The following is a 26,753-nucleotide window of genomic DNA, read 5'->3' on the forward strand; positions in this document are numbered from 1 at the left end:
TGTCTCATAAACAAAACGACGAGTTTCCCCGTCGTTACAGATGTATCTATCTTTTTATTCTTCATCTTGCTCATCAATAATACATTTATCAATGAGATAATCAAAAGTTATATCCGCTAATTCGCCTAGCTCTTCTTCAGCGGGAACATAGCCTCGCTTGACTAGTTCATTGTAAAAGAACTCCGCAATTTCTTCCGTATCAATGACCACTTCGATTTCTTTCACAATATCACTCCTTATCCCGTTTGAACGGATTAGCGTACCTTATTTTTCTTAAAAATAGGTTCACTCCATCTTCTTCTTGAAGTTTTACCTTATACACATTTATGAACAATTCGGCAATAGTATGTCTAAAATTTCAGCAGTTTAAATAGAAAGGTAATTATACCCATTCTTTTTTCATTATCATCGCCGTATACACAATAAAAGATAGCTAAGAGAGATGTGATGATCTATCTCGGCTATCTTTTATTTATTAGGCATCTACCTGCTATTTTCCTTGTTCGGATTTTGCTATCTTTTTTAAATGTTTCAGCACTAAGTTCATGACTTCAGCGTATTCTTCATCTTCAAAAAGCTCATACAAAAATTTATAATCATTGTACACATCTAAAAGACCGTTTATAATCTCATGCTTTTCTTTAGTTAACCTCACTTCTTCTTTTTCAGAACCGTTTTGTTTTTTCATCTTTGGTAGCAACTCCGTCTTTTTAATTTCTTTACCTAAATACAACATATCAACACTTTGAGCGTAATTTTCTGTTTCCTCATGAGGAGTTACGAGAATGAGTTCTTCTTCACTAGCCTCAAGCCATTCTCCATCTGTTACACGTGACAATTCATAGACAATATCTTCCCATGAATCCTCTTTATAACGCCATATTTCTGTTCGAATACCAATGATTTTAAATAACTCTTTTCCATAATTAAAAACCTGGACGATATCGCCGAAGAAAAATTTATATTCAAGCTCTACTCTTTCCTGTACTAATATTTGACCTTCATATTCTTCTAGAAGCTCAATTGTATCTTCTAAAAAAAGACCTTCACTATGGTTGATTTCGTATACAAAAATCCCATCCATCACTTTTATATCGGTAATAGTGCCAACGGTCCCGTATATTGTTACAACGACTGTTTCACCAATTCCGTATTTAGGTTTTTTCTTCCCTGCCATCGTCGCACCTCCTTAGTAAACATACACCTACTGAAAAGTTACAATATTATATGCAGTAACTAAAAAAGGGGAAGTATAACATCTTTAGAACCAAGCCTTTATTATCTATTGCCTTCTATCATTTTTCCTCCTGCTTAGTGCATGAGCTAAAGAAAATAAAAAAGCAGGCTGATGGATATCCATCAGCCTGCTTTTTTATTTCTCACGCATTATTTTGATAAAGCTCCCATGCTTCATCAAATACGGTCATACTTGATAAATAATGTCCGTTAAGCTCTAAATAAGAACTCAGTTCGTCATAATCTGTTGAAGATTTCGGGAAGCTGTGATCATCATAAGCACTTCGCGCAAACTCTCCCATTCGATCATGTTTTTTATTTGATCGGAATTTCATTATATAGTGATAAAAGGATTTCATCGTACTCCCCCTCCAGCGGTATGTGTATCTTTTCTATCATTTTTTTAAGAAATCTACAACTTTCCTCTGTGATATGTAGATGTCGAACACTGCAATATAAGTGTTTTACCCGACAAAAAATATTAAATTCATGTTACAGTTGCAAAACAAATTTCACTATTAGCGTAACGAATAAATATTGTTATATCAATATTTTTCTTTTTCCCAAAAGACATTTGTAACAAAAACACATCGTTTTTATAACAAAAGCATTGATTCGACAGGTTTCTCAAGCCTTTATGTAATTGCAAAAAAGAAGAATTCATGTTTTAATTCCGTAGTGAAAGGTTATTCTAACAATAATCGCCATTTAAATAAATCTTGTTGGTGGGAGGTTTACATCAGCATATGTTGAGGAAAAATAATACTATGAATACTCGAAATGCTTACTTTGATAATGCTAAATTCGTATTAATTTTTTTAGTTGTATTTGGACACATGATTTCTCCGTACCGAACAGATAGCAGCGGAATGCTGTCCATTTATCACTTTATCTTTATTTTCCATATGCCTGTCTTTATTTTACTAGCAGGTTATTTCTCAAAAAATTTTCATAAAAAAGGCTATTACAAAAAAATATTTACAAAGGTGGCTCTTCCTTATTTAGCTTTCCAAACTATCTATACCCTTTATTATAGTGTGCTTTATACAGATGAAACGTACACGCTTCAATATTTGGTTCCTAGATGGGCAATGTGGTTTCTACTGAGCTTAATTTTTTGGAAATTAATGCTTCCTTTCTTTGCGAAGTTCCCGATGTGGATTAGCTTAACTGTCTCTATTTCGCTTGGACTTGCAATGGGCTTCATTGATATTGACGGATTTGATAAAATTCTAAGCATTAGCCGAATGTTTGTCTTTTTCCCGTTTTTCCTTTTAGGCTACTATTTGTCACAGCGACAAGAGCCTTTTACAAATCTTTTGACAGCGCGAAATCGAATCATTGCATCCATCGTATTACTAGTTACATTAATTGGAAGCTATTCTTTCTTAGACGACACGGCTTACACAGATATGCTGTATGGAACGAATACGTACGACAATGTGGCCGAATTTTTAATGCGCGTTTCTCACTATGGAATTGCTTTTCTTGTATCTTTTGCCTTTATGGCTTTAATTCCAACGCGCGGTTTTGCTTTAACAAGCATTGGACAGCGATCGCTATACGTGTATTTATTGCACGGCTTCATTTTAAAATGGTTCTTTACAACTGACTTCTCAAAAAGTCTAGAGCCAACGTCATGGGGTATCATCGTCTTAATCGCCCTGTCCATTTTAGTAACGATGCTTCTCGGCAGCCGTATTGTCGATTGGTTCATCACCGGTACCAAGCTCATCGTTCAGTTTGTTACACCTAAAAAAGCCATTCAGAAATTTTCATTAGCATTCAAACGTACGTTTTCATAAAAGTCATACTCCTAAAGGAGTATGACTTTTTTCATTTTCTTCGAAGAAACCAAGTAAATAATTTCATTTTGCTGAATTTTATGTTAACGTTTTAATATCTAAAGGAAGGGAGTTTTTCAAGATGGAATTAGCATATTATGCTGGAGAGTTTAGAGATATTAATGAGGCTGTTATTCCAATTGATGAACGCGGTCACCAGTTCGGAGACGGTGTTTATGAATTTATTCGCGTATACAAAGGGATTCCGTTTTCAATTGAACGTCACTTAGACCGCTTAGAAAGAAGTGCAAAGGCAATCTTTATCGAACTGCCGGTTTCAAGACAAGAGCTAAAGGACATCATTCATCAAGCAATGGAAAAATCAACGTTAAAAGACGCCGATATTTATATTCAAGTTACGCGCGGGATTGCTCCTCGAAATCATTTATTTCCCGATGTACCTGCACAATTAGCACTCACAATACGCCATCCTCGCCAAACACCTGAAGAAGCCTATGAAAAAGGCATTTCCACGCTTCTTTTGGAAGACGAACGATGGGCTAATTGCTATATCAAATCATTGAACCTACTTCCTAACCTTCTGGCCAAACAAGCTGCGGCTTCTAAAGGATGTAAAGAAGCTATTTTAGTAAAAGACGGATACATAACCGAAGGGTCGAGCAGCAATGTATTTGCGATAAAAGACAACGTCTTGTTCACCACTCCTGCCACAAGAAAAATTCTATCCGGTATTACGCGCGCTAACGTACTGGAATGTGCGCAGGAACAAGCCATTCAAATCCGAGAACAAAACATGACTCCTTCCTTTTTAAAAGACGCTGATGAAGTTTTTATTACGAGCACATCTGTTGGTCTCTTGCCCGTTTCGAAAATAGACGAAGTCGAACTTCCAACTTTCCGTCCTGTTACAGTAGCTTTAAAACATGCCTATAGCCTGCGCACTGCTGGAACAAAGGCTTATCAATAAGCAAAGCCGCCCCTTACAAAATAAGGGGCGGCTTTTTAGAATTTAAAGTAGTTGCGCTTTAATAATCTTGGCACTTTTAATAGCTCATCATACCGAATGGATTCATCAAGTTTTTTTGTATCGACAAGAAGCAGCTGTGTTTCCACTTCTTCTATGATCTCTTCTTCTTGATATGACATCCCGCAACCTGAACAGCTGATACATGGCATATGAGTAATTTCAATACTTCTCGTTCCGTCTGGCAATTCCCAGTATGCGGTATTGGTTGTTTCTACCGCTTTTTCTTCTTCGCACCATGCGCATTGAACAGTCATATTACAGGACCTCCTTAAGATGATGGAGCATCGTCGCTTTTACCGTCTTTTTTCAATTGAGCTTTAAACTTTTTATCTTTTAATTCATCTCTTTTTTCACGTTTGTCTTTTAGGCTTTCGTGAGCACTGTCACTTTCATATGTTTTACGTCTTTTTACTCTCCCTAACCCTTCCGGTACAAGGTTGAATTGAGTATCATTCATAAGACCCGAGATGCCGATGGAAGAATCTTTAGCATCCGATGCTGGATAAACAGCTCGAAAATAATCATCCGCCCGCCCAGGCACATAGCTTTCTGGCTCCGGATATGTCGTAATCACTCCTTCAAAGTTTCGCAGAACAACTTTACTTGCGCTTTGACTAATAATATAGTTTGGCTGAACCGCAATCTTTCCTCCTCCTCCTGGCGCATCAATAACAAACGTTGGAACAGCATAGCCAGACGTATGACCTCGCAGCCCTTCCATAATTTCAAGCCCTTTGGAAACAGGTGCACGGAAATGCCCAATTCCTTCTGATAAATCACATTGATAAATATAGTAAGGACGAACGCGTATTTTCACTAAATCGTGCATAAGCTTTTTCATGATAGCTACGCTGTCATTAATTCCAGCTAAAATAACCGCTTGATTGCCAACTGGAACGCCTGCATCAACAAGCATTTCACATGCTTTTTTTGTCTCTTCCGTAATTTCAATCGATGTATTAAAGTGAGTATTTAACCACACTGGATGATATTTTCTTAAAATGGCACATAAATTTTCCGTTATTCGCTGCGGAAACACAACGGGTGCTCTTGTGCCAATTCGAATAATTTCCACATGGGGAATAGCTCTTAAATTCTTCAAAATATATTCTAAAATATTGTCATTAATCAGCAAGCCATCACCGCCTGAAATGAGTACATCTCTTACTTCAGGTGTTTTGGCGATATAAGCAATCGCAGCATCTAACTGCTTTTTTGGAACGCCCATTCCGATTTGTCCTGAAAACCTTCTTCGAGTACAGTATCTGCAGTACATCGAGCATTGATTGGTAACTAAGAACAAAACGCGATCAGGATAGCGATGAGTCAACCCTGGCACTGGAGAATCTTCGTCTTCATCTAGGGGATCTTCTAGATCGTATTTTGTTTTATGAAGTTCTTTGCCAACCGGGACAGACTGCATACGGACGGGGCAGCGAGGATCATCTGGATTCATTAAAGATGCATAGTAAGGCGTAATATTGAGCGGAATTGTTTTGGTTGAAATGCGCACTCCTTCTTCTTCTTCAGGAGTCAAGTTAATGACCTTTTTTAAATCATCTAACGTTCGAATTGTGTTTGTTAATTGCCAAATCCAGTCATTCCATTTTTCTTCAGGAACATCTTTCCATAACTCAATGTCTTTCCAATGTCGGGACGGCTTATATAAATCATATAACATACAATCGCTCCTTTATGAAGATTTACTATTGTTATATGTTACAGCCCATAAATTGGTTAATTATTTCTCACCCTTTACTTTTTGATAAATCCTTCACCCATACGTTCATATCTTCTAACGATTTATAAATGTAACAATTATTCGTTAATCGTCCCGTATAGATATACCCAAGCTGATGAAAAGCTGCATTCATTCCAAATGAAAGCGCTCTCGCTATTGTGTATGCACAAAAAATATGTCGCTGTTTTAGCTCCTCCTCTAGTGCGCTTAATAAATGCTTCATGAATCCATACTTTCGGTAAGCAGGGAGAGTCGCACAATCCGTTAGTTCAGCATTGTGATAGACATAGTCAATTTCAGCAGAAGCAGCGCTAACGATATCGTTCTTGTCAACTATGATATAAAACAAACTATCTTCTTGAAGCAAACTAGAGAGATACTCTTCTTCGTAGAGGGGAGTAGGATACACTGTGAAGATTTGACGGTAGAGCTGAGAAAGTTGTTTAGCGTCAGATGAAATGGCTCGGCGCATGATCAGTTGATTCGATAAAGGAGAATAATCAGATGTCGGCAACTTCAAAACATCTTGAAGCAGCTCTGTTTCTTTTAACGTCTCCCCGCTGTCTCGGCGGGATTGAGACGTATAATAGCATAAAAGATACGCGTCGCTTCCGTTAAAATAGTAGGGAACAGTTGCTTCTAAAGAAAATCCCAAGCTTATCCAGTCCAACAGACGTTCAGCACGTGCTTTTATAATCCACTTCTCGTACGTTGCCTTATCAATTTCTTTATATATATAGCTGTAAATATCGTTCACATTTCCCCGGTAATCATCTATTCTCAGACGCTTGTTGCATTCATCTAAAAAAAGAGTCATAGCAAAGGTTGGTTGACAAATTTTTTCTTGTTTCGCCATTTGTTTGTATCCTTTCCCTTTTTAGCTTAGTCCGCAATACTGCACCAGTCTGCTACCGTGAGAGCAATAATTTCGGCTGCGTCAAGCATCGTTTGAATACAAATATACTCATTCGGAAAGTGGGCCACTTCTGTTACTCCCGGTCCAAACACAACTGTTGGAATATCCCCTACTTGTGACAGTATCCCTCCGTCGGTTCCCCAAGGAGATGCTTCAATGATCGGCTGATTCTGTTTCACTTGATAAAAAGAGGACGAAAGAGAGGTCATAAGCGGATGCTCTAATTCAATTTCACCGGGAAGCCAGTGGGCCCCAAACCATTCCAAGTCGACAGGATGCTCAGCAAACCACTCATCAGACTGAGGCAGAAGTTCAAGCCAGGATTTCATTTCTGCTCTGACATTTTTCATTTTTTCATGCGGAGCAACTCCTATCCTGCCTTCTAATATTACTTGGTCAGCGACTGAAGAAGGCCACGTTCCTCCTTGTATATTTCCGATATTAATCGGCACGGGAATGGGAATTTTATTATAGAGCGGATCGGTAATTCGGCTGTTTCTCTCTTTTTCAAGACCCTCAATATGTTTAAGCACAACAGCTGCTTTTTCAATCGCACTCACGCCTTCATACCGAGTCCCTCCATGTGCCGCTACTCCATGCACGGTCACTCGAAACCACATGGAGCCTTGCTGTTTAGGGAAGATCTTCATGTTGGTTGGTTCTGGAATAATGGCACCATCTGCTTTGTACCCTCTAAGTACGCAGGAAAGTGTTCCTGCACCTCCGCTTTCCTCTTCTACTACGCTTTGAAAAATAACATCTCCTTTTAGTGAAATATCTAGCTCTTTCAACGCTTGAATAGCTAAAAGTAACGACACATTCCCTCCTTTCATATCCGTTGCTCCGCGCCCATATAAGTTTCCATCTTTTACAACAGCCGTATAAGGGTCTCCCGTCCACTGTGAAAGATCTCCGGGTGGCACTACATCAATGTGCCCATTCAAAATGATGGATTTGCCTCCGCCTTTCCCTTTTAACACGCCTACCACATTCGGACTGTCTCGAAAAGTAGAACGGTTGGAGGCAAAAGCTTCATGGCTACGAAGTATTTTTTCGTCCGGTTCCCATATATCAATATCTAACTGCAGCTGTCGAAGGCGTTCAATGACAATTGCCTGCGCATGCTTTTCAGAACCCTGTACGCTTGCTTCTTCTACGAAACGCTTGAGTAAACGCACTGCACTTTGACGATGCTCTGTCATCCAGTTATGAATAGATTGCTGTAGGTTCATGTAATGGTCCTCCTTATGGTATCGTAATCAATTGATCACTCAGGCGAACTGTCGCTTCTGTTGAACTCAAAATATCCTCTACGGTATAAGGAGACATTAACTCTGTTAGAAGAAGCGCATCTTTTTCTACTTTAAAAACCGCCCGATCTGTAATAACTAATCCCACGCAGCCCGAGGCAGTCAAAGGTAAAGAGCACGTCTTAACCAGCTTCGGTTCTCCTGTCTTGCTCGTATGATTCATTAGCACAATGACTTTTTTCGCTTTTTGAGCTAATTCCATCGCTCCTCCCATACCAGGAACTCGCTTACCTGGCACAATCCAATTAGCTAAATCCCCTTTTTCACTCACTTCTAACGCACCAAGAATGGTCATATCGACGTATCCTTTTCGAATCATCGCGAAGGCTGTAGCACTATCACAGTATGAAGCCCCTTGAACGGTAGTTGTTGGATAGCCTGCTGCATTGCAGACATTCTCATCTTCTTCACCTAAAGGAGGCGAAGATCCTAAACCTAAAATTCCGTTTTCAGCATGAAACATCACATGAACAGCGCTTGGTACATAATTAGGAATAAGAGAAGGAATGCCAATCCCTAAATTAACAATCATGCCGTTTTTGATTTCAGCCGCAGCACGTTTTGCAATACGATGACGAATATCTATTCCCAAACCCATTTCCAATTCACTCCTTTTGAAGGGACAATATAATCCACAAATACACCTGACGTCATCACGTTCTCTGGGTCAATGTCGCCAAGAGGAACGATTTCATCCACTTCAGCAATAGTGATACGACCTGCCATAGCCATTAATGGATTAGTGTTTCGAGCGCTTTTATCATAAAGCAAGTTGCCGAATGGATCTGCTTTTTTTGCATATACAAAAGCCACATCGGCTGTGAGTGGTTTTTCAACTAAAAATGTCTTGCCGTCTACTTCCACTTTTTCTTTTCCAAATTGAATAATGTCATTTTCAATTCCTACATCAATCAGTACTCCTCCGAGTCCAACTCCTCCCGCTCGAATCCGTTCAGCAAGCGTTCCTTGAGGAGAAAACTCAACTTTCAGCTTCTCTTCTGTCATCAGCGTTCCAGCTACTGGGTTCGATCCAATGTGAGAAGCGATCAGTTTTTGAATTCTTCCTTGGCTTACCAATTTTCCCGCACCAATATGGGGAAAGCCTGAATCATTACAAATCAATGTAAAATTTGATTTTCCGCTTTCGATAAGGCCGTCAATAAGAGAAGGCGGACTGCCTACTCCTCCAAACCCTCCTATCATCAGCGTAGCAGCATGATCCACGTATTCAATCGCTTGTTCCACAGTTGTAATCTTTTGAAATGAGTTTTCGACCTTTGTCACTTATTTCACCTCATTTCCCTGTTTTTCATTTTGCACTTCATGTAATGTTTTCGAAAGCAGATCGACCGCTTCATCAAGTTGACGATGAGTAATCGTAAACGGTGGCGCAATAATAATACCGTCTCCTTCGACTCCGTCTGTTCCTGCTTGCGAAGGATAAAGGAGAAGACCATTTTTTTGGGCTTTACTTATTACGCGTGCCGTCATATTTTCCGAGGATGAAAAAGGCTCCTTCGTTTTTGGATTTTGCACAAGCTCAAGACCAACTAATAAGCCTTTGCCACGTATATCACCAATGATAGGGTAAAGAAGTTGAAGCTTCTTCAATTTCCCTACTAAGTAGTCTCCTTTCACCGCTGCTTCTTGAACAAGATCATGCTTTTCAATATAGGTTAAAACAGCTATCCCTACAGCTGATGACAACGGATTAGCGCTTAGCGTATGTCCGCTCATAATTAATTTGGATCCGTTCATAATAGGTTCAATCGTTTTGCTGCTAGCCAACGTAACGGCTATTGGTGTATATCCTGCTCCCACTCCTTTTCCAAGCGTCATGATGTCTGGTTTAACTCCCCAGTGCTCATACGCAAACATCACGCCTGTACGCCCAACTCCCGTCATGACTTCATCCGCAATCCATAACACATCATATTTATCGCAAATTTCTCTTATCACTTCATAATAGCCGGGAGGAGGTGTAAGGGCTGCTCCGGCTGCTCCTACAATGGGCTCTGTAATAAAAGCAGCAATATGTTCAGGGCCGGTTCGTTTGATAACTGTTTCCAATTCGTGTGCACAAGCAAGATTACAGGATGGATAGGTTTGCTGAAACGGACATCGATAGCAATAAGGAGGTGAAACCGAAGGATAATCTTCAAGCAAAGACGAGAAGCGTTTTCGTCTTCCAACGTGCCCTGACATAGACAGAGCTCCTATGGTAATACCGTGATAGCTCATCCAGCGTGACAAAACCTTCGTTTTGGTTGGCTTTCCTTGCTCTTGAAAATGCTGAATTGCCGTTTTCATAGCCGTTTCAGTCGCTTCTGTCCCGCTGTTAACAAAAAAACTCCACTGGAAATGATTGCTGCTTAATTCACATAGTTTCTTAGCTAAGGCTTCTGTTGGATCACTTGTAAACTGCGACCGATATACAAACGCAACTTTCTGTGCCTGATCGGTCATCGCATCAATAATTTCTTTTACGCCGTGTCCGATACTTGCTGTAACTGCCCCTGACGAAGCATCTATGTACCTTTTTCCATCTTGGTCGTACAAATAAATTCCTTTTCCATATGAAATAACTGGGTAGTCATCGTCGAGCAGCGGCTTTATCACATGGGTCTTATTCATTTCCGCACTCTCCTTTCAAACACATACTCTTATTAAACTGTATGCTGAAAAGAAGAGTTTCTTGCCAATAAAAAAAGCCCTAGCATATAGCTAGAGCTTTTGCGCTTATTAAGCCGATTGCGTTACAGATTTATCCATACGCTTTGCTTCTGACTCAGCCACAATAACGGCACACGCAGCGTCTCCCGTAATATTTACAGATGTACGAAGCATATCAAGCAAGCGATCAATTCCGATAATCAATCCGATACCTGCTACAGGCAGGCCAACCGAACTCAGTACCATTGCTAGCATAATGAGACCAACTCCCGGCACACCTGCTGTACCAATACTAGCAAGCACCGCTGTCAATACAACCGTCACAAGAGCCCCCAGCGATAGGTCAACGCCGTATACTTGTGCAATAAAAATAGTCGCTACACCTTGCATAATTGCCGTTCCATCCATGTTAATGGTAGCACCTAACGGCTGAACAAAACTGCTGATGGACTCCGGGACACGAAGATTTTTCTGTGCCACATTCATTGAAATCGGAAGCGTTGCATTACTGCTTGATGTACTGAAGCCAACTGTCATCGCAGGAGCAAAACCTTTAAAAAATTCAATTGGGTTGCGTCTGGCCATAAGAGCGACAGTTCCACCATACGTTACGATTGAATGGATGAACAGCGCGAGCACGACTACAATCATGTATAGACCCATCGCTTTAATTGCCTCCCAGCCTTGACTTCCAACCGCTGTTGCAAGAAGACCAAATGTTCCGTAAGGAGCAAACTTCATCACTAGATTTACAAGGTACATCATTAATTCATTGCCTTGCTCTAGTAAATTGTAAAGCCCTTTTGTTTTACTTCCAAGCATCGTAATACCAAAGCCGATAAAGATAGAGAAAACGATAAGTTGAAGCATATTCCCTTCAGCCATCGCTTGAATTGGATTGACTGGAATCATATTTAAGAATGTCTCTCCAACCGGCGGTGCTTTTTCGGCTTCAAAAGAAGCGTTTTTTGTATCAAAAGATCCAAACGTACCCGGTTTAATTGCATAAGCTAAAATTAAACCGATAATAATCGCAACGGTTGTTGTAACTAGGAAGTAGGAAACTGTTTTAGCCCCGATTCTTCCTAGTTTTTTAGGATCTCCTAAACCTGCTACACCTAAAGTGATCGAGAAAAACACAATTGGTACAACAAGCATTTTAATTAAGCTTAAGAAAATTTGGCCAAGCGGTGTAAACAAGTACTTGTCCAGCGGAGCAAAAGCACTTGGAGCAAAAGCATTAATCAACACTCCTACAACAGCACCAGCAATTAGCGCGATAATAATCTTTGTCGATAGCTTCATAGATTTACCTCCCGTAAATAAATTATATTAGAATGATTCTAACTACCATACTTATTTTACCATGCATTGAGAACGATAACACTCAAAATATACAATATATTAAAAATTTTCAGATTAATAGTTTAGGAATATTTTAGCTATACAAAAAACCATGAGAATATCATGGTTTCATAGACCTGTTATTCCCTCACTGAATGCTTACGGAGTTAGCTGTCGGATTCGGGTACGTGAGTTACTCCACTTGATTCATTCAAGATTCACCCCAAGTACATTACGCACAAATATGGGTCCCCCGTTCTCTTATAAAACAAAAGAGATTAAGCAAATAATTTTCTTTAATGTTTTTGCATGATAATAATTGTTACTTTAATTAAAATTCATTTTATATGATCCTGTCAAGTTTTTATTCAAAAATAATGCAGGATTTTATCATAAAAAGTTGAGAATTGTTGTATTTTAAAATATTCACATCATATTCTAATAAAACACAAACACTTATTTAACAAGACTTACAATCTAATAGATAAAAAATTAACTCAAAAAATAGTTTGTGAAGTGAACTTTCTTCTCATTAAATCCCATTCATAAATTTGCATAATTATTCTAACGTACGCGTACTTTGCTGCTTCCATAAATATTTTATTCATCAAAAAAACAACTCTTTCCAACTGTTGATTTTATCCTTATTGTACTGCTTGATATAAACTCCCTAAAATTTCACTGACTTTATTGATAGAAAGAAATGGACATTATCAATTCGCCTTATTCTATTTAATTCTGCTCACGATAGACGTACGGATTCCGTAATACTTTTTAAAAAAAGAGCGGGTAATTATCATATAAAACTATCGGAGTTTGAGCGGTACAAGTTCTTTGCTTTTTACTTATTCGCTCTCATTATTTAACACATATAAAAAAAGAGGCCGTGACGGCCTCTTTTTCTTATACAGTGACAGGTTCAGAACTTGCTTTGCGATTCTTTAATTTTTCAACAATGTCACGCGCTACCCACACACCGCACGCACTTGCCTGCGCGAGTCCTCGCGTAATACCAGCTCCGTCTCCTCCCACGTATAAACCGGAGATTTCTGTTTCAAACTTATCGTTTAGCTTTGGACGAGCTGAATAAAATTTCGCTTCCACACCGTAAAACAGCGTATGTTCAGAAGCTAAACCAGGCGTTACATGATCCAGTGCTTCTGTCATTTCAATTAAGCTTTTCATCGTATTGTAAGGAAGCACTAAGCCCAAGTCACCAGGGACAGCTTCTTTTAACGTTGGTTCTAAAAAGCCTTCTTTAATTCGAGTCGCTGTTGAACGACGGCCCTTTAAAATATCCCCATACTTTTGAACAACTAAGCCCCCGTTTGACAGCATATTAGCTAACCTTGATACTTCGTGCGCATATTCGTTTGGCTGATCAAATGGATCCGAAAATTTATGAGAAACAAGCAGCGCAAAGTTCGTATTTTGACTTCCAAGCTTCGGATCTTTGTATGCGTGTCCATTTGCTAACATAATACCTGAATGATTCTCTACTACCACATGTCCTGAAGGATTGCTGCAGAACGTTCTGACTCTTGTACCTACAGACGTATTGTAAATGAATTTCCCTTCGTACAAGTGCTTGTTGATTTCTTCCATAACAACGTTGGATGTTTCTACTCGAACGCCGATGTCCACTTGGTTGTTAATCATTTTTAAACGGCGTTTTTTTAGTAAGTCGCTCATCCACTTCGAGCCGTCTCGACCTGGTGAAACAACCACTTTATCAGCCGTAATTCTTTCACCGTTTTTCAATTCAATACCGCGCACGATATGCTGACCATCTTCTTTTTCTGTTATTAAATCGGCTACTTCCGTTTTATACTGCATATCAATTTTTTCTTTTAAGTATTCATAAATGCTTTTTAAAATTTCTAAATTTTGCTCTGTTCCTAAATGACGCACCTGGGCACGCAATAGCTTTAAACCTGCTGCGTATCCGCGTTTTTCAATTTCACGAACTTTATCAGTTAACGGATCCGTAATCGTATCGGTTGCTCCGTGTTTTAAATTAATTTCATCCACATATTTAATTAAATCTACCACCTGTGATTCAGACAGATAATCCGTCATCCAGCCTCCAAATTCACTTGTGATATTAAATTTCCCGTCTGAATATGCGCCGGCTCCACCGAAACCATTTGTGATAGAACAAGCAGGCAAACAGCCAGCAAACTCTTTTTTGCCAACCGCAGGCGGACATTTTTCAATTTTTTTCTGAAGAATCGGACAATTACGTCGATAGATATCGTGTCCTTTATCGATTAATAAAATAGTTGCTTCCGGTAATTTTAACGTTAACTCATAGCAAGTAAAAATCCCAGCGGGTCCTGCCCCTACCACAATAACATCATAATTTGAGTTCATTGTACATTCTCCCATCATCTTTTTTCTTTGGGTAAAAGATAAAAGTCATTGACCGAATTTTCTTTTTTATTATCATTCGGTTATTTTCTAGCCATTTGATAATATATCAAAAACAAAACCTTTAGTCAACAATATACACGAACATTAAAATAAAAAAATAAAAAAACATTCGTTTTTATTCCAGTCAAATAAAAACCAGTGAACGAATAGCAAGCGCTATGAAATGTTCACTGGTTCTTTAATATACGGAAGAGCAATTTCTACTTTTGTTCCTACTCCTACTTTACTCGCAAATGAAATATGCCCTTGATGCTGTTCGATTATTCGGTAGCTAATCATTAAGCCTAGCCCCGTTCCTGTTTGTTTAGTAGAATAAAACGGTTCACCTAGCCGGGCTAAAGATTGCTCATCAATTCCACAGCCTTCATCCTCGATAATGACCATGCCGTATTCATTTCTTTTCTCAACGGTGACTTTAACTGTACCTTTGCTCATTGACTCAAGCGCATTTTGAATTAAATTAATAAAAACTTGTTTAAGCGCATTTTCTTCACAAAAGATTGTAATCTCATCACTAATTTCATTAATAATACGACAGTTTTTATAATTGGCGTGTGTATCTAATAGTAATGTCACGTGACGGATGATTTGATTGAGACTTTTTGGGTGGTATGAATTTTCAATTTTAGGCTTGGCCAGCGTTAAAAATTCTTGAATAATGGATTCGACGCGATTCAATTCTTCAAGCATAATATCATTATATTCTTCGTTATACTGTTTTGATGCTTTTAACAGCTGAATAAACCCTTTAATCGCCGTCATTGGATTACGGATTTCATGTGCTACTCCTGCTGCTAACTTGCTCACCATTGTAAGCTTTTCAGATTTGCTTGCCATTTCATCATATTTTTTTCGATCCGTTACGTCGCGAATAATATACTGAATGGCATCCTGTCCTTCAAACTTAATTTTGGTTGCCGAAGATTCAATGATGACGACTCCTTTTTTAGTCAATAGTTTCACATCAACACGCGGCCTCACGGACATTCCATTCATCAGCTGAACCATTCGTTCTTTTACGATTTCTAAATGTTCGGGATGAATAAAATGAAGCCAAGGACGCCCGATATACTCTTCTTTTTTCTCGCCGCCAAGAAGTTTAACACCAGCGGGATTCAAATATTGAATTCTGCCTTCTCTTGTTACAATAAATGCATCTTGGCTTTGCTGGACAAACTGCTTATATTGCTTCATTTTCCGAATGACTTCCTCTTGCTTTTGAATACTTGAGGAAAACTCTTTCCACTGAACAACTAAGAGCGGAATATCCCCTTCCGTGCGCTGAATATGGATGTGCATCGGAAACTGCTGATCTACTTTTTTCTTAAGTAAAACAACTTCTTCCTCTTGCTTTCTTAACGCTTCCACTTCATGCTTTTCAATAAAAAAGCGATTTGGCTCTTCAAATACATTACAGGAAAGAAGTCGTTCCTCCGTCGTTTTAAAAAGGTGGCAGCACGCTTCATTTAAAATTTGGATATCTCCATCCATATTCATTACGAGCATTGGTGTAAATGACATTGAAAATAGCTGTTGAAATACTTTTTCCTTTTCCATATATTCACCTTCGCTTATTGAGTTACTAGCTATAGTATAATATGGTAAATGTTGATTTGGCAAAATTTTTTTATTATTTAAACAATTTATATGTAAGTTTGTCCTTTTCCATCTGTTATAAAAAGCTCGCACATGCGAGCAAATGAGGGCTAATCAGCAAAAACAAGTACAGCCAATGATGATTAATAAAATAAATAGCACAACAATTAATGCAAATGACTGGCCCGTTCCACAATGATGATAACCGCCAATTGGATAGCTAATTGGATAGTGGCAAGTATCATATAGGTGGTGATAGCCTCCGTGATGGCATGGGTCGTAACAATCGTAGTTATACATAGCAATCTCTCCTCTTGTTTTTTTCATTTCGTACACTGTACTTTATATGCGTTAGTTGATTGTCCTGTATGTGCATTTGCCTATTTTTTACTTTCTCTTACGCCATATTCGCCTTTTGGGCTGCAACGTATACGAAAACAATAAAAGTAAAATACTTCCCATCACCAGTAACGTAGTAAAATCTTTCATAAACTCAATAATGAACCCTATATACGGGAGATGGTATGCGTAGCTTCCAATTACTTTAGAAGAAGCAGGCAAAGAATCTCTTTGAGCTGTAACCAGTACATCAAGCTCTTGATTATGGGCCAGTACAAGTTCATTCTTTGAAGAAGATGATTCGTCTCCAAAGACAACTATATCTCCGCGATGCAGGTGGTGATAATCCGTTTCTTGAACGGTCACGGTGAAACCAAATAGGCTTGGAACTGTACTAACAAATAAAAATGTAAAGCAAATTGCATAAAGAACAAGTACATATCGAAACGCAGAAAACATACATTTATTGATCATAGGTAATCAGCTCAATTCGCTCGGTTACTTTATTTAGCGCGGGGGTAATGTGAATAAATGAAGTAGAGCGCTCTGTAAATTGAATTAAAAGTAGCAGCAGTAAAAAACTTAACATAATTAACCGTAGCATCCGAGCATAAAAATCGCGCATGCTCTCACTCCTTTTTTCTATACTAAATTCGGTCGTACAATAAGCCTTCAGTCAATAATTTAATTCAGTATATGCACATAGAGGGCATTTGGCTCATTGTTTCTCCTTGGAGGTCTCGGGAGTGATCAGTGATCGGCATAAATTATGAGTTTTAGCATATGTTTGGTTACGTATGGAAATGTTTTTATACTCCGACAATAAGGGAGCTGAACATATGGCTAATTATTCCTTTGATCAATATATTAAAAAAGCAATGAAATACGATTTTCTAGCTAACTACTATAAGTATAGTGATCCATCTAAGCATATTCATTATTATCAAAAGCATTTGTACTATATCCAGCAGGCCATCTTAACTTCTTCTGAAAATACGAATTTACGCGTAAATCCGCCGCAAATTCGTATACTTCATGCTTCTCCAGATTCTCCATCTGTAGATATTTATATTAACAACAAACGAGTGATTCGCAACTTAACTTATAAACAAGAAACAGATTATATTGAATTACAAGAACCTGGAAGATATACAATTTCTATTTATCCCGCTGGAGAAACGGGAAGACCTGTTTTAACGGAATCATTTACATTTGAAGGAAACCAAAATTACACGGTAGCGGCGGTAGATGAGCTAAACAAGCTTGATTTATTATTTATCTATGACAATACGGATGTACCAAGTGGAGAAACAAAACTTCGGTTTGTGCACCTTTCTCCTGATGCTCCTGCTGTGGATATTGCCGCTAGAGGCGGAGACGTCATTTTTTCTGGAGTGCAGTTTAAAGAAGTCACAAAATATTTGCCTTTGTCCCCCATGCATGTTCAACTTAGCGTACGCATAGCAGGAACCAAAAATGTAGTACTCGAAATCCCGGCACTGAACCTTCGTCCGAATCGAACATATACGGTATATGCCGTCGGATTTGCTAAGAACCGTCCTGCATTAGAAGCGCTGATTTCCCAAGATCGTTAACAAAAAAAACCTTCCAAATTGGAAGGTTTTTTTATTCACTGCGCGAAATTAAACGTACGCGAATATCATCATTTTTCAAATCAAACTTTTGTACTTTTACAGCAAAATCACTCTCTAACTTCATCTGCTGTAACGCTACGTATACTGATTCATTCTTTGGATCGATCGTTACCCATTCTGGTAGCGCAAAGTTATTATTTACGTATCGAAGCACTGTGCGGACAGGAAGCTGCAGCTTTCCAACAGAAAGCGACTGCTGTTCAAGCACAATATCTCCATTTTTTTGTACGATTGGATCAAATGTCATTCGAATATTAATATCATCGCCGAATACTTGAATCGTACCGTCTACTCTTACTACATCGGTAAGAGTAATTTTGTAGTTAAGCGGCTGATTCTTAAATTCTTTTTTTAAATATTTATCAATCAGTACATTTAAGTCCGCTTTTTTAGCCAAAATAGTTAATTCTGCGTCTCCTTCTACTTTTTCAGAGGGAGTTGGATTGGCCTTGTCAACCGGTTGAAAAATAAACGCAATAATAAGGATAGCCCCTAGAACATTAATCCCTAATAACGCGATAAATAGGGTTTTCCACTTCTTCATATAACAATCTCCTTACTCGTTCCCACTCTCTTTCGTGTTTTTCTCTTTTTCATCAGATGTAACTTTTTCTGCTGTTTCCCTTTTCTGGTCTCCAACGAGAGGATCTTCTTCCTCCATTGATTTACTAATGCGCTCAGCCATTAGTTTGTACCCTTTTTTATTAGGGTGAAACTCGTCTTTCCCTAATAAATTTACGTCAGAATCATAAAAAATATCATCAATTTTTACATAACTTACATTATCATATTGAGAAGCAATTTTCTCGCTTGCCGCATTCCATTCATTAATAACAACATTAATCTCTTTCACATCACTTAACGATTTAAAGAATGGATTATAAAAACCAATTAAATAAATATGAGCATTAGGATTAAGCTTACGTATACGTGAAAACACGTCATTTAGACGTTTTTCATATTTTGACTGCTGTGATTCAAACGTCTTAATTGAGATATTGTAAAAGTAATCTCTTACCACTTTCATCACGTCATTGCCGCCAATCGTCAAGAAAACGATGTCTGCTCTTGATACTTCAGCTGCTACTCCCGGCTGATTTAACCTCGCTAATAGCTGATCCGTCCGGTTTCCTCTTTTACCTAAATTCTCTGTTCGTACATTTTGCACTTCATTTTGTTTAGAAAGGTATTTAGTTAAGTATGGTACATAACCGCCTTTTTTAGACTCATCTCCTACTCCTTCTGTTAATGAGTCGCCAATGGCTACAATATCTAAATCTACAGGAAAAAAGCCTTTCGGAATATGCTTTTTAGGTGTTAAATCCACTTCTTTCTGAACGGCTTCTTCTTTATTGTCCGTTGGCAAAAAAGTCGTCGTCGAACAGCTCGCTAACACCACCGCACTCATACTGCTTATCACTATACTTTTCCATTTTCTCATCATAACACCTACTAACTATGCTGTATTCTCGCTGTCACAAGCAATACTGCTTACCGCTCTGAATAACTATATCTTTATATCTTATCATACTATGTCAAGTTGATATTTTACTACGTTTCTTATATATAGTATATGTAAAAAAAAGGATAAGCATGTTTCTTTCATAAAAATATCCGCTAACACATCCCTGTAAAGATAGCTGTGTTTGGCGGATAGATTTGACGGATTTATAGCTCTTACTGAAGGGTTTTGATATCTTTTAACATATCTTCATAAGGAGGATCAGTCACTCCCTGATAAGATTTTTGAACGACTCCATCTTTGTCAATTAGAAAAAAATCCGTACCGTGAATAACCTGCGGATTTTCTTGCGGCTTTTTCACAATCGTTTTAAATTGGTCTAGCGCAAACTTTTCAATTTCCGCTTGTTTATAACCCGTTAAGAAATCCCAATTCGAAAAATCAGCGCCAAATTTAGTCGCATAGCCCTTCATTTTCTGCGGAGTATCCACTTCAGGGTCTACGCTAAATGACACAAAGCGAACGTCCAGCCCTTCATCCTTGGCCATTTTTTGTAATTTAGCCATATGAGCCGTCATTGGGGGACATACGGTTTCGCAGCTTGTGAAGATAAAGTTAGCTACCCAAACGTTCCCTTTCAGCTGACTTAGCCCTACTTTCTTTTGATCTTCGTTAACATAAGAAAAAGAGTCCATCTTCCAATTAAGCGGATTTTCTATTTTGGAACCACAGGCTGTTAACATCATACAACTAATGAGCAGTAAAAAAAACAATTTATAAGACCAGCTTTTCATATGTTCCTCCTGCACGGTTAAAGTTTAGTCATAGCTAGGGAAAATCAAGGTAAACGTTGAACCTTTTCCTGGTATGCTTTCCACTTCAATTCTTCCATTCATTTGTTCGACCAGTTGATAAGACACCATCAGACCAATCCCTGTTCCTTTTTCTTTTAAAGAATAAAACGCTGTTCCCAGCCGGTTCACTTGTTCACTGGTCATGCCTATACCAGTATCTTCAATTTGAATATGTACATGCCCTTCTCGCTTGTAAAGCCCTACTCGAAGCGTTCCACCATTTCTCATGGCTTCAATTCCATTTTTCATAATATTAAGCAGAACTTGATTCAATTCGTTTCGGCTGCCGCGAACATACATCTCTTCTTTTGCGTCTAATTCTATGAGTATATTGTTTGTTAACAAAGCATAAGAAGATAATAAGTCTACCAAGCTTGTAATACACTCCAAGCAGTTAATAAAACGATGCTGATGAACATCCGGCTTGGCTAAAGATAAATAATCATGAATAATCGCTTCCGCTCTGTCCATTTCGTTAATCATAAGATGAATGTAACTTAATTCAGTGTTTGAAAGCTTTGTATTATCTTGAAACAGCTGCAAAAACCCTTTTACCACCGTCATAGGATTTCGAATTTCATGCGCTACAGAAGCAGCTAATTGACCAATTGCATTCATTTTCTCTGCTCGCTGCAATTCCTTTTGCATCCTCGTTTTTTCCATAATAACTTCTAATTCATCAATCGCTTTAGCAATTCCATCTTTTGAATGACTGAAATTCGTTTCTACGTTCAGCTGTTCTTTTGTTGCTGACACTTGTTGAAAAAGCTGCTGAAGCCGCTCGGTCATTTCATTAAATCTTGTGTGTACATTCCCTAACTCAGAATCATCTTCGTGTGTCAGCTTCACATCGAATTTCCCTTGACTCACCGCTTGAATTCCTTCTATTAATTCCCCAAGGGGCGACATTAATCGCCTTAGTCCCCAATCTTGAATCACAATAATGAAGGTAAACAGAAGCGTAAACGCAACGACCAAAGACACAATTAAACGTTTTTGATAGATATAGATAGCGCTTGCATCTATATCTACACCAAGAATAGCCACAACTTTTCCAGAGCTGTTTGTAATAGGCGATAAAACGGTGATCCACGTCCCGAATTCGTCTTTGTATGTAGATGTTACGATATTCTTCTTTTCTTGTTCTGCTTCCTTAAATGATTTGTAAAATTCTTCTCCCCCATAATAAATCATGGACGGCTCTAGCGATTGCTTAATTTTCTTATTCGCTGTTACGATAATCTTATTTCCATGCGACTTGAATTTTTCGGTCGTCATAATATATCCCTGCAAGTACGACGGATGCAATTCATAAATCTTTCTGAACTGCTTTTCTAGATCGTCTTTTTCAGGAATCGGCCCGTTCCTTGAATCCACTGCTGCTATTACGTCTTGTTTAGATAAAGACTCCCTCCATAAATCGGCCATAATTAACACATGCTGCGTTAACGTCTCTTTTGCCATTTTTTTTTGAACTTGATAGCTAATGGCTAAAGAAATGACTCCAAGGGCAACTACAATTAAAGTAGAAAATAAAACCGTTTTGTTAAACACACTCAAATTTCGAATATATTTTTTCATCGGTATACTCCGGATTCAAAAGAATAGTAACCAGCACAGCATTCGCTGGTAGAAAGTTGATTCTATTATATCACACGTTCGTCCACTTCTCTTTCTCCTTTTTCCAAAAAAGAGAAAGCCAAAAAAGTGACTTGCAAAAAGCAACTCACTTTATTCAGCAAAATACATAAAACCAATTGCACCAATACCCGTATGCGTCGAGATAATAGGCGTCGTATCTTCAATCGAAAATTGCGTATAGCCTCTTGCCTTCACGATTGATTCTTTTAACTTAGAAGCGAGCCCAAGTCCATCTGCATGTACAAGCCCTACTCCTTTAATACTTTTTCCTTCTGTATGCTCTTCGAACTGCTTCGTTAAAAACTTAACAATTTGAGAATGGCTGCGCACTTTAGCAACAGGAGTATATACTCCGTCAGCTAGGGAAGCAATCGGCTTAATATTTAAAAGAGAACCGATTAACCCTTTTCCACGTCCAATACGTCCACCTTTAACCAAATTTTCAAGCGTATCGACCACAACAAAAAGGTTTGTATTTTGTCGCACCTCTTCCAAACGCGCTACAATTTCTTCTACAGTATGCCCCTTTTCAATCATTTTCACCGCTTCAAAGACTTGAAACGAAAGAGCTTTTGTAATATACATAGAATCTACAACGGTAATGTTCCCTTCTACCATTTGAGCCGCGCTTTCAGCTGCTCGAACAGTTCCGCTCATTCCCCCAGTCATATGAATCGAAATGACGTCATACCCTTCACTAACTAATCGTTCATATACTTCAACAAAAGAACCAATAGCCGGCTGAGAGCTTTTTGGTAATTCTTTTGAATTTTTCATTTTTTCAATAAAATCTGTCGGCGTTAATTCCACGCGATCTAAATACGTTTCATTATCAATGTTAATACATAAAGGTATCATCTCAATACCGTACTTTTCAGCTTCTTCCAACGTTAAATCAATTGTTGAATCCGTTACCACTTTAATTTTCGCCATGTGTTCACCCCTATAAGATGCATTGCAGACTAGTATAACATGAACACTTACAACAATATAGTTATAATAGAATGCAAGTTTTGCTAATTCGTAAAACGCATGTTCAACCTTTTATATAAACAAAAAAAGTTGACTCTGCTGAAATATTCAGAAAAGTCAACTTTTACGTTTATGCATTATGTTTTAATACATGAGACTTAAAGAGCTGTTCGTAATCTTTCCATTTCAACACGCGTTTTAAATATTCTTTAAACGAGTAGGTTTGCTTCGGAACTGATTCGTTCGTGATTTGTTTAATAAATAAATCAAGTTTTGCAGATAACATGAACCGAAACGTGCTATTTTCCTCTAAAACTGGAATTTCAGTAATTTTTACTTTTTGACCACTGACATGTTTAAATTCAAGGCTTTTTAATAGCAAGGCGATCAACCCTCTTTTTACCCGTTTATTTTATTATAATGCTTGAGGCACTTTCTGTCTTGATAAAATAAAAAGAAAACACAAATTTTTTAAAAAATAAAAATGCTTCATCAACTTATTCGACAGTTGATGAAGCATTCCTTTTTAAAATGACCTTCTATTTAAATAAATAAGTGAAACAAGTTGCTTTCTTTATTAATTTCTGTGTAAGGGAATCCTTTTTTATCCATACGATTAATCAGTGGATAGTAATCTTCTTTATGCTTAAGCTCGATTCCCACAAGTGCTGGTCCGCTGTCTTTGTTATTCTTTTTCGTATACTCAAAGCGCGAAATATCGTCCGTCGGTCCAAGCACTTCGTCTAGAAATTCACGAAGAGCTCCTGCGCGCTGAGGAAAATTAACGATAAAATAATGCTGTAATCCTTCATAAATCATCGAACGTTCTTTGATTTCTTGCATACGTCCAATGTCATTGTTTCCTCCGCTGATGACGCAAACAACCGTTTTCCCTTTAATTTGCTCACGGTATGAGTCAAGAGCAGCAATCGAAAGAGCTCCTGCTGGTTCTGCTACAATCGCATTTTCATTGTATAAAGATAAAATGGTTGTACAAACCTTGCCTTCAGGAACAACTACAATATCGTCCACAAGCTCTTTACTGATGTCATACGGAAGCGTTCCAACTGTTTTAACAGCTGCTCCGTCTACAAATGGATCGATTGCCGGTAGCGTCACTACATTTCCATTTGCTAAAGATGTCTGCATGCCAGGCGCGCCTGCTGGTTCTACCCCAATCACAGCTGTTTGAGGCGAGATGCTTTTTACGTATGTGCCGACACCGGAAATTAATCCGCCCCCGCCGATACCCGCAAATACGTAGTCAATTTCATCTTCACAGTCATTGAACATTTCAACGGCTACTGTACCCTGTCCTGCAATAACGTCCACATCATTAAATGGGTGAATAAATGTTCGATGTTCCTCTTCACTGCATGCAATAGCTTGTTCATAAGAATCATCAAACGTATCTCCGATTAGTACGACCTTTACGTTATCTTTGCCTAAAAATTTCACTTGATTAATTTTTTGGCGCGGTGTTGTGCTCGGCATAAAGATTTTACCATCGATATTTAAATGACGGCACGCATATGCTACACCTTGTGCGTGGTTTCCTGCACTTGCACAGGCAATTCCATTTTCTAATTCTTCTGGGGATAATTTTTTGATTCGATTGTACGCACCGCGAATTTTAAATGAGCGTACCACCTGTAAATCCTCCCGTTTTAAATAGATATTACATTCATATCGTTCAGACAAAACGTCATTACGCTGTAGTGGTGTATGCACAACAACATCTTTAATCAATTGATTTGCAATCATGATGTCCTCTAAATGTACGTGTTTTGTTCGATTATCTACTTGTTGTTTCATAACCAACTTCCTTCCTCTTCTACCATTATTAATTTGTACATTATATCACAAAAAATTTAGAAAAATCATTATTTTTCATTAATAATAACTAAAAAAACTTTTCCAACTATTTTACTGTCCACATACTTTACATATGTTTAGCAAACGCTAAATAGACTTACAAAATTGCCCATACTTTCTGCATGCAGCTGATGCGATAACAGGTATAAACTAAGAAAGGTTGTGGAGTAAATGGAGTTTTCGCTTCAAAGTCACGAAAGTGCCGTTCCATGCGAAATAGTTGCAGATGAAGAAAACGGTAGATACATGCTTCGCAAAGCAGATACGAGCGGAGAAGTTTTTAATACACCAAGCGAGCTGATTGAATGGATTGAAGCTAACTGGAGCCCTGAACAGTTTGTGAGCCCAGCGGCTTTTCACGAAATGATGAAGCAATTAAAATCAATATAAAACACCCTGCCTTTTTGTAGGGCAGGGTGCGTTTTTTATTAACAAGAAAAATTAGCTTCGTTCGTATACGGTAAAATAATACGTGTAGGGATTTTTTTCATCTTTAATTCCTTGCTGCTTCGAAATAACTTTCCATTCGCTCAAATCAATTGCAGGAAAATGTGTATCTCCTTCAAACGATTCTTCAATATGCGTAATATAAAGTCGGTTTGCAACGTCTAATGTTTGCTCATACAGAGTAGCTCCGCCAATCACGAAGAGCTCGTCTTCTTTTTCAGCATCTAATGCTTCTAGTTCCTCAACTGAATGAATAACGGTTGCTCCTTCTTGTTGATAATCTTTTTGACGTGTAAGAACCACATTTTCGCGATTAGGAAGCGGTCGTCCAATTGATTCAAATGTTTTTCTTCCCATTACAATCGTATGACTCGTTGTGATGCGCTTGAAATACTTTAAATCTTCCGGAAGGCGCCATGGCAAATCATTCTCTTTACCGATCAGCCTGTTTTGATCCATTGCGACAATGAGGGAAATCATACGCTCACAGCTCCTTTGATGTGAGGATGCGCATTATAGTCTACTAACTCAAAGTCTTCAAATTTAAAGTCAAAAATTGATTTTACGTCTGGATTGATTTTCATTTTTGGCAAAGCATGAGGCTCACGCGTTAACTGCAGGTTTACTTGTTCAATGTGATTGCTGTAAATATGCGCATCGCCAAACGTATGAACAAAATCACCTGGCTCTAAATCACACACTTGTGCCACCATCATTGTAAGCAGCGCATATGAAGCAATATTAAACGGTACGCCTAGGAAAATATCAGCTGAGCGCTGATACAATTGACAAGACAATTTGCCGTCCGCTACATAAAACTGAAATAAGCAGTGACACGGCGGTAAAGCCATATTGTCTACATCAGACACATTCCAGGCGCTTACCATTAAGCGGCGAGAATCAGGGTTGTTTTTAATTTGATTGATAACATTGGTAATTTGATCAATTTTTTCTCCGTCCGGCGTTGGCCATGAACGCCACTGATGCCCATACACAGGGCCAAGCTCGCCGTTTTCATCCGCCCATTCATTCCAAATGCGCACGCCGTTATCTTGTAAATACTTAACGTTTGTATCTCCTTGTAAAAACCAAAGCAGTTCATGAATAATTGATTTTAAATGAAGTTTTTTTGTCGTTAATACCGGGAAACCTTCTTGTAAATTAAAACGCATTTGATAGCCAAATGTGCTAATTGTACCTGTTCCTGTCCGATCTTCTTTTTTTGTTCCATTTGCTAACACATGCTCGCAAAGTTCAAGATATTGTTTCACTTCCGACACTTCCTTTATTAAAAAGTCCTTTTCTATTGTATAAGTGTTCACGAGCTAAGTAAACAACTAAATCTCAGCTCATGTAGAAAAGTTTTTTATCATTTAGATACGCGATTCCCCCGGAAAAAACGAGAATGAGACCTAACAAAATCAATT

29 protein-coding genes and 1 riboswitch are annotated in these 26,753 nt (G+C 38.3%); of the genes, 4 read left to right on the forward strand and 25 right to left on the reverse strand.

The window, feature by feature from the left end:
- Positions 1-54: 54 nt before the first annotated feature.
- The 3 genes from MMB68_RS01380 to MMB68_RS01390 all read right to left on the reverse strand — a co-directional run bounded on the left by MMB68_RS01380 (position 55) and on the right by MMB68_RS01390 (position 1,595).
- Positions 55-225 (reverse strand): YozD family protein, encoded by a 171-nt coding sequence (locus tag MMB68_RS01380; RefSeq protein ID WP_013058720.1) that lies wholly within the window; start codon positions 223-225, stop codon positions 55-57.
- A 265-nt stretch (positions 226-490) separates the two neighbouring features.
- Positions 491-1,177 (reverse strand): hypothetical protein, encoded by a 687-nt coding sequence (locus tag MMB68_RS01385; RefSeq protein ID WP_013058721.1) that lies wholly within the window; start codon positions 1,175-1,177, stop codon positions 491-493.
- A gap of 202 nt (positions 1,178-1,379) precedes the next feature.
- A complete protein-coding gene (locus MMB68_RS01390) occupies positions 1,380-1,595 on the reverse strand; it encodes a YozE family protein (RefSeq protein ID WP_013058722.1) in 216 nt (71 codons plus the stop codon).
- A gap of 408 nt (positions 1,596-2,003) precedes the next feature.
- On the opposite strand from MMB68_RS01390, the gene MMB68_RS01395 reads away from it, so the two are divergent.
- The gene (locus tag MMB68_RS01395; protein ID WP_013058723.1) at positions 2,004-3,041 is read left to right on the forward strand and encodes an acyltransferase family protein; all 1,038 of its coding nucleotides are present in this window, start codon (positions 2,004-2,006) and stop codon (positions 3,039-3,041) included.
- 121 nt (positions 3,042-3,162) lie between these two features.
- Positions 3,163-4,008, forward strand: coding sequence for a D-amino-acid transaminase (gene dat / locus MMB68_RS01400; protein WP_098622431.1), 846 nt, complete (start codon positions 3,163-3,165; stop codon positions 4,006-4,008).
- A gap of 35 nt (positions 4,009-4,043) precedes the next feature.
- Here the strand turns inward: dat and MMB68_RS01405 are convergent, their stop codons facing one another.
- The 13 genes from MMB68_RS01405 to MMB68_RS01465 all read right to left on the reverse strand — a co-directional run bounded on the left by MMB68_RS01405 (position 4,044) and on the right by MMB68_RS01465 (position 17,045).
- Complete coding sequence (locus MMB68_RS01405; protein WP_013058725.1) at positions 4,044-4,322, reverse strand: YokU family protein; 279 nt, start codon at positions 4,320-4,322, stop codon at positions 4,044-4,046.
- Between the two features lie 14 nt (positions 4,323-4,336).
- Positions 4,337-5,749 (reverse strand): lysine 2,3-aminomutase, encoded by a 1,413-nt coding sequence (kamA, locus tag MMB68_RS01410; RefSeq protein WP_195696047.1) that lies wholly within the window; start codon positions 5,747-5,749, stop codon positions 4,337-4,339.
- A 67-nt stretch (positions 5,750-5,816) separates the two neighbouring features.
- Positions 5,817-6,665, reverse strand: a complete 849-nt coding sequence (gene ablB / locus MMB68_RS01415; protein ID WP_277548056.1) for a putative beta-lysine N-acetyltransferase — start codon at positions 6,663-6,665, stop codon at positions 5,817-5,819.
- A 26-nt stretch (positions 6,666-6,691) separates the two neighbouring features.
- Complete coding sequence (locus MMB68_RS01420) at positions 6,692-7,957, reverse strand: peptidase (RefSeq protein ID WP_277548058.1); 1,266 nt, start codon at positions 7,955-7,957, stop codon at positions 6,692-6,694.
- A gap of 13 nt (positions 7,958-7,970) precedes the next feature.
- Complete coding sequence (locus MMB68_RS01425) at positions 7,971-8,633, reverse strand: 3-oxoacid CoA-transferase subunit B (protein ID WP_016765314.1); 663 nt, start codon at positions 8,631-8,633, stop codon at positions 7,971-7,973.
- The gene (locus MMB68_RS01430) at positions 8,618-9,319 is read right to left on the reverse strand and encodes a CoA transferase subunit A (RefSeq protein WP_014458548.1); all 702 of its coding nucleotides are present in this window, start codon (positions 9,317-9,319) and stop codon (positions 8,618-8,620) included. The genes MMB68_RS01425 and MMB68_RS01430 overlap by 16 nt, the downstream gene beginning before the upstream one ends.
- A complete protein-coding gene (locus MMB68_RS01435) occupies positions 9,320-10,669 on the reverse strand; it encodes an aspartate aminotransferase family protein (protein WP_221783454.1) in 1,350 nt (449 codons plus the stop codon).
- A 108-nt stretch (positions 10,670-10,777) separates the two neighbouring features.
- On the reverse strand, positions 10,778-12,013 hold the full coding sequence (locus MMB68_RS01440) for a dicarboxylate/amino acid:cation symporter (RefSeq protein ID WP_277447237.1): 1,236 nt from the start codon (positions 12,011-12,013) through the stop codon (positions 10,778-10,780).
- Positions 12,014-12,192: 179 nt separating this feature from the next.
- A riboswitch (cyclic di-AMP (ydaO/yuaA leader) is annotated at positions 12,193-12,347 on the reverse strand.
- Positions 12,348-12,955: 608 nt separating this feature from the next.
- Entirely contained in the window at positions 12,956-14,425 is a 1,470-nt protein-coding gene (locus MMB68_RS01445) for an NAD(P)/FAD-dependent oxidoreductase (protein WP_013084690.1), read from the reverse strand.
- A gap of 216 nt (positions 14,426-14,641) precedes the next feature.
- Positions 14,642-16,042 carry an ATP-binding protein gene (locus MMB68_RS01450; protein ID WP_221783450.1) on the reverse strand — a complete coding sequence of 467 codons (1,401 nt, stop codon included), beginning with the start codon at positions 16,040-16,042 and terminating at the stop codon, positions 14,642-14,644.
- Between the two features lie 153 nt (positions 16,043-16,195).
- The gene (locus MMB68_RS01455) at positions 16,196-16,381 is read right to left on the reverse strand and encodes a YjcZ family sporulation protein (protein ID WP_075419415.1); all 186 of its coding nucleotides are present in this window, start codon (positions 16,379-16,381) and stop codon (positions 16,196-16,198) included.
- A gap of 87 nt (positions 16,382-16,468) precedes the next feature.
- A complete protein-coding gene (locus tag MMB68_RS01460; RefSeq protein ID WP_260506650.1) occupies positions 16,469-16,894 on the reverse strand; it encodes a hypothetical protein in 426 nt (141 codons plus the stop codon).
- Positions 16,884-17,045 (reverse strand): hypothetical protein, encoded by a 162-nt coding sequence (locus MMB68_RS01465; protein ID WP_164796341.1) that lies wholly within the window; start codon positions 17,043-17,045, stop codon positions 16,884-16,886. Before MMB68_RS01465 ends, MMB68_RS01460 begins: the two co-directional genes overlap by 11 nt.
- Positions 17,046-17,259: 214 nt before the next feature.
- On the opposite strand from MMB68_RS01465, the gene MMB68_RS01470 reads away from it, so the two are divergent.
- Positions 17,260-18,015, forward strand: coding sequence for a DUF4397 domain-containing protein (locus MMB68_RS01470; RefSeq protein WP_014458542.1), 756 nt, complete (start codon positions 17,260-17,262; stop codon positions 18,013-18,015).
- 31 nt (positions 18,016-18,046) lie between these two features.
- Here the strand turns inward: MMB68_RS01470 and MMB68_RS01475 are convergent, their stop codons facing one another.
- The 7 genes from MMB68_RS01475 to ilvA all read right to left on the reverse strand — a co-directional run bounded on the left by MMB68_RS01475 (position 18,047) and on the right by ilvA (position 24,819).
- Complete coding sequence (locus MMB68_RS01475; RefSeq protein ID WP_013058738.1) at positions 18,047-18,619, reverse strand: YpmS family protein; 573 nt, start codon at positions 18,617-18,619, stop codon at positions 18,047-18,049.
- 12 nt (positions 18,620-18,631) lie between these two features.
- Complete coding sequence (locus MMB68_RS01480; RefSeq protein WP_277548063.1) at positions 18,632-19,519, reverse strand: SGNH/GDSL hydrolase family protein; 888 nt, start codon at positions 19,517-19,519, stop codon at positions 18,632-18,634.
- A 233-nt stretch (positions 19,520-19,752) separates the two neighbouring features.
- Complete coding sequence (locus MMB68_RS01485; RefSeq protein ID WP_277548065.1) at positions 19,753-20,331, reverse strand: SCO family protein; 579 nt, start codon at positions 20,329-20,331, stop codon at positions 19,753-19,755.
- A gap of 24 nt (positions 20,332-20,355) precedes the next feature.
- Entirely contained in the window at positions 20,356-21,972 is a 1,617-nt protein-coding gene (locus MMB68_RS01490) for an ATP-binding protein (RefSeq protein ID WP_221783449.1), read from the reverse strand.
- Positions 21,973-22,122: 150 nt separating this feature from the next.
- A complete protein-coding gene (locus MMB68_RS01495; RefSeq protein ID WP_153253184.1) occupies positions 22,123-22,965 on the reverse strand; it encodes a DegV family protein in 843 nt (280 codons plus the stop codon).
- A 169-nt stretch (positions 22,966-23,134) separates the two neighbouring features.
- Positions 23,135-23,386 (reverse strand): DUF2535 family protein, encoded by a 252-nt coding sequence (locus MMB68_RS01500; RefSeq protein WP_221783448.1) that lies wholly within the window; start codon positions 23,384-23,386, stop codon positions 23,135-23,137.
- Between the two features lie 161 nt (positions 23,387-23,547).
- Positions 23,548-24,819 (reverse strand): threonine ammonia-lyase IlvA, encoded by a 1,272-nt coding sequence (gene ilvA / locus MMB68_RS01505; protein WP_013084697.1) that lies wholly within the window; start codon positions 24,817-24,819, stop codon positions 23,548-23,550.
- A 231-nt stretch (positions 24,820-25,050) separates the two neighbouring features.
- Between ilvA and MMB68_RS01510 the strand changes: the two genes are divergently transcribed.
- Positions 25,051-25,269 (forward strand): hypothetical protein, encoded by a 219-nt coding sequence (locus MMB68_RS01510; protein WP_025750217.1) that lies wholly within the window; start codon positions 25,051-25,053, stop codon positions 25,267-25,269.
- Positions 25,270-25,320: 51 nt separating this feature from the next.
- On the opposite strand, the gene MMB68_RS01515 is transcribed toward MMB68_RS01510, so the two are convergent.
- Positions 25,321-25,806 carry a dihydrofolate reductase gene (locus tag MMB68_RS01515; RefSeq protein WP_016765324.1) on the reverse strand — a complete coding sequence of 162 codons (486 nt, stop codon included), beginning with the start codon at positions 25,804-25,806 and terminating at the stop codon, positions 25,321-25,323.
- The gene (locus MMB68_RS01520) at positions 25,803-26,597 is read right to left on the reverse strand and encodes a thymidylate synthase (protein ID WP_013058746.1); all 795 of its coding nucleotides are present in this window, start codon (positions 26,595-26,597) and stop codon (positions 25,803-25,805) included. The genes MMB68_RS01515 and MMB68_RS01520 overlap by 4 nt, the downstream gene beginning before the upstream one ends.
- Positions 26,598-26,753: the final 156 nt, after the last annotated feature.

The organism is Priestia sp. Y58 (genome assembly GCF_029522095.1).
Lineage (GTDB): Bacteria > Bacillota > Bacilli > Bacillales > Bacillaceae_H > Priestia > Priestia megaterium_E.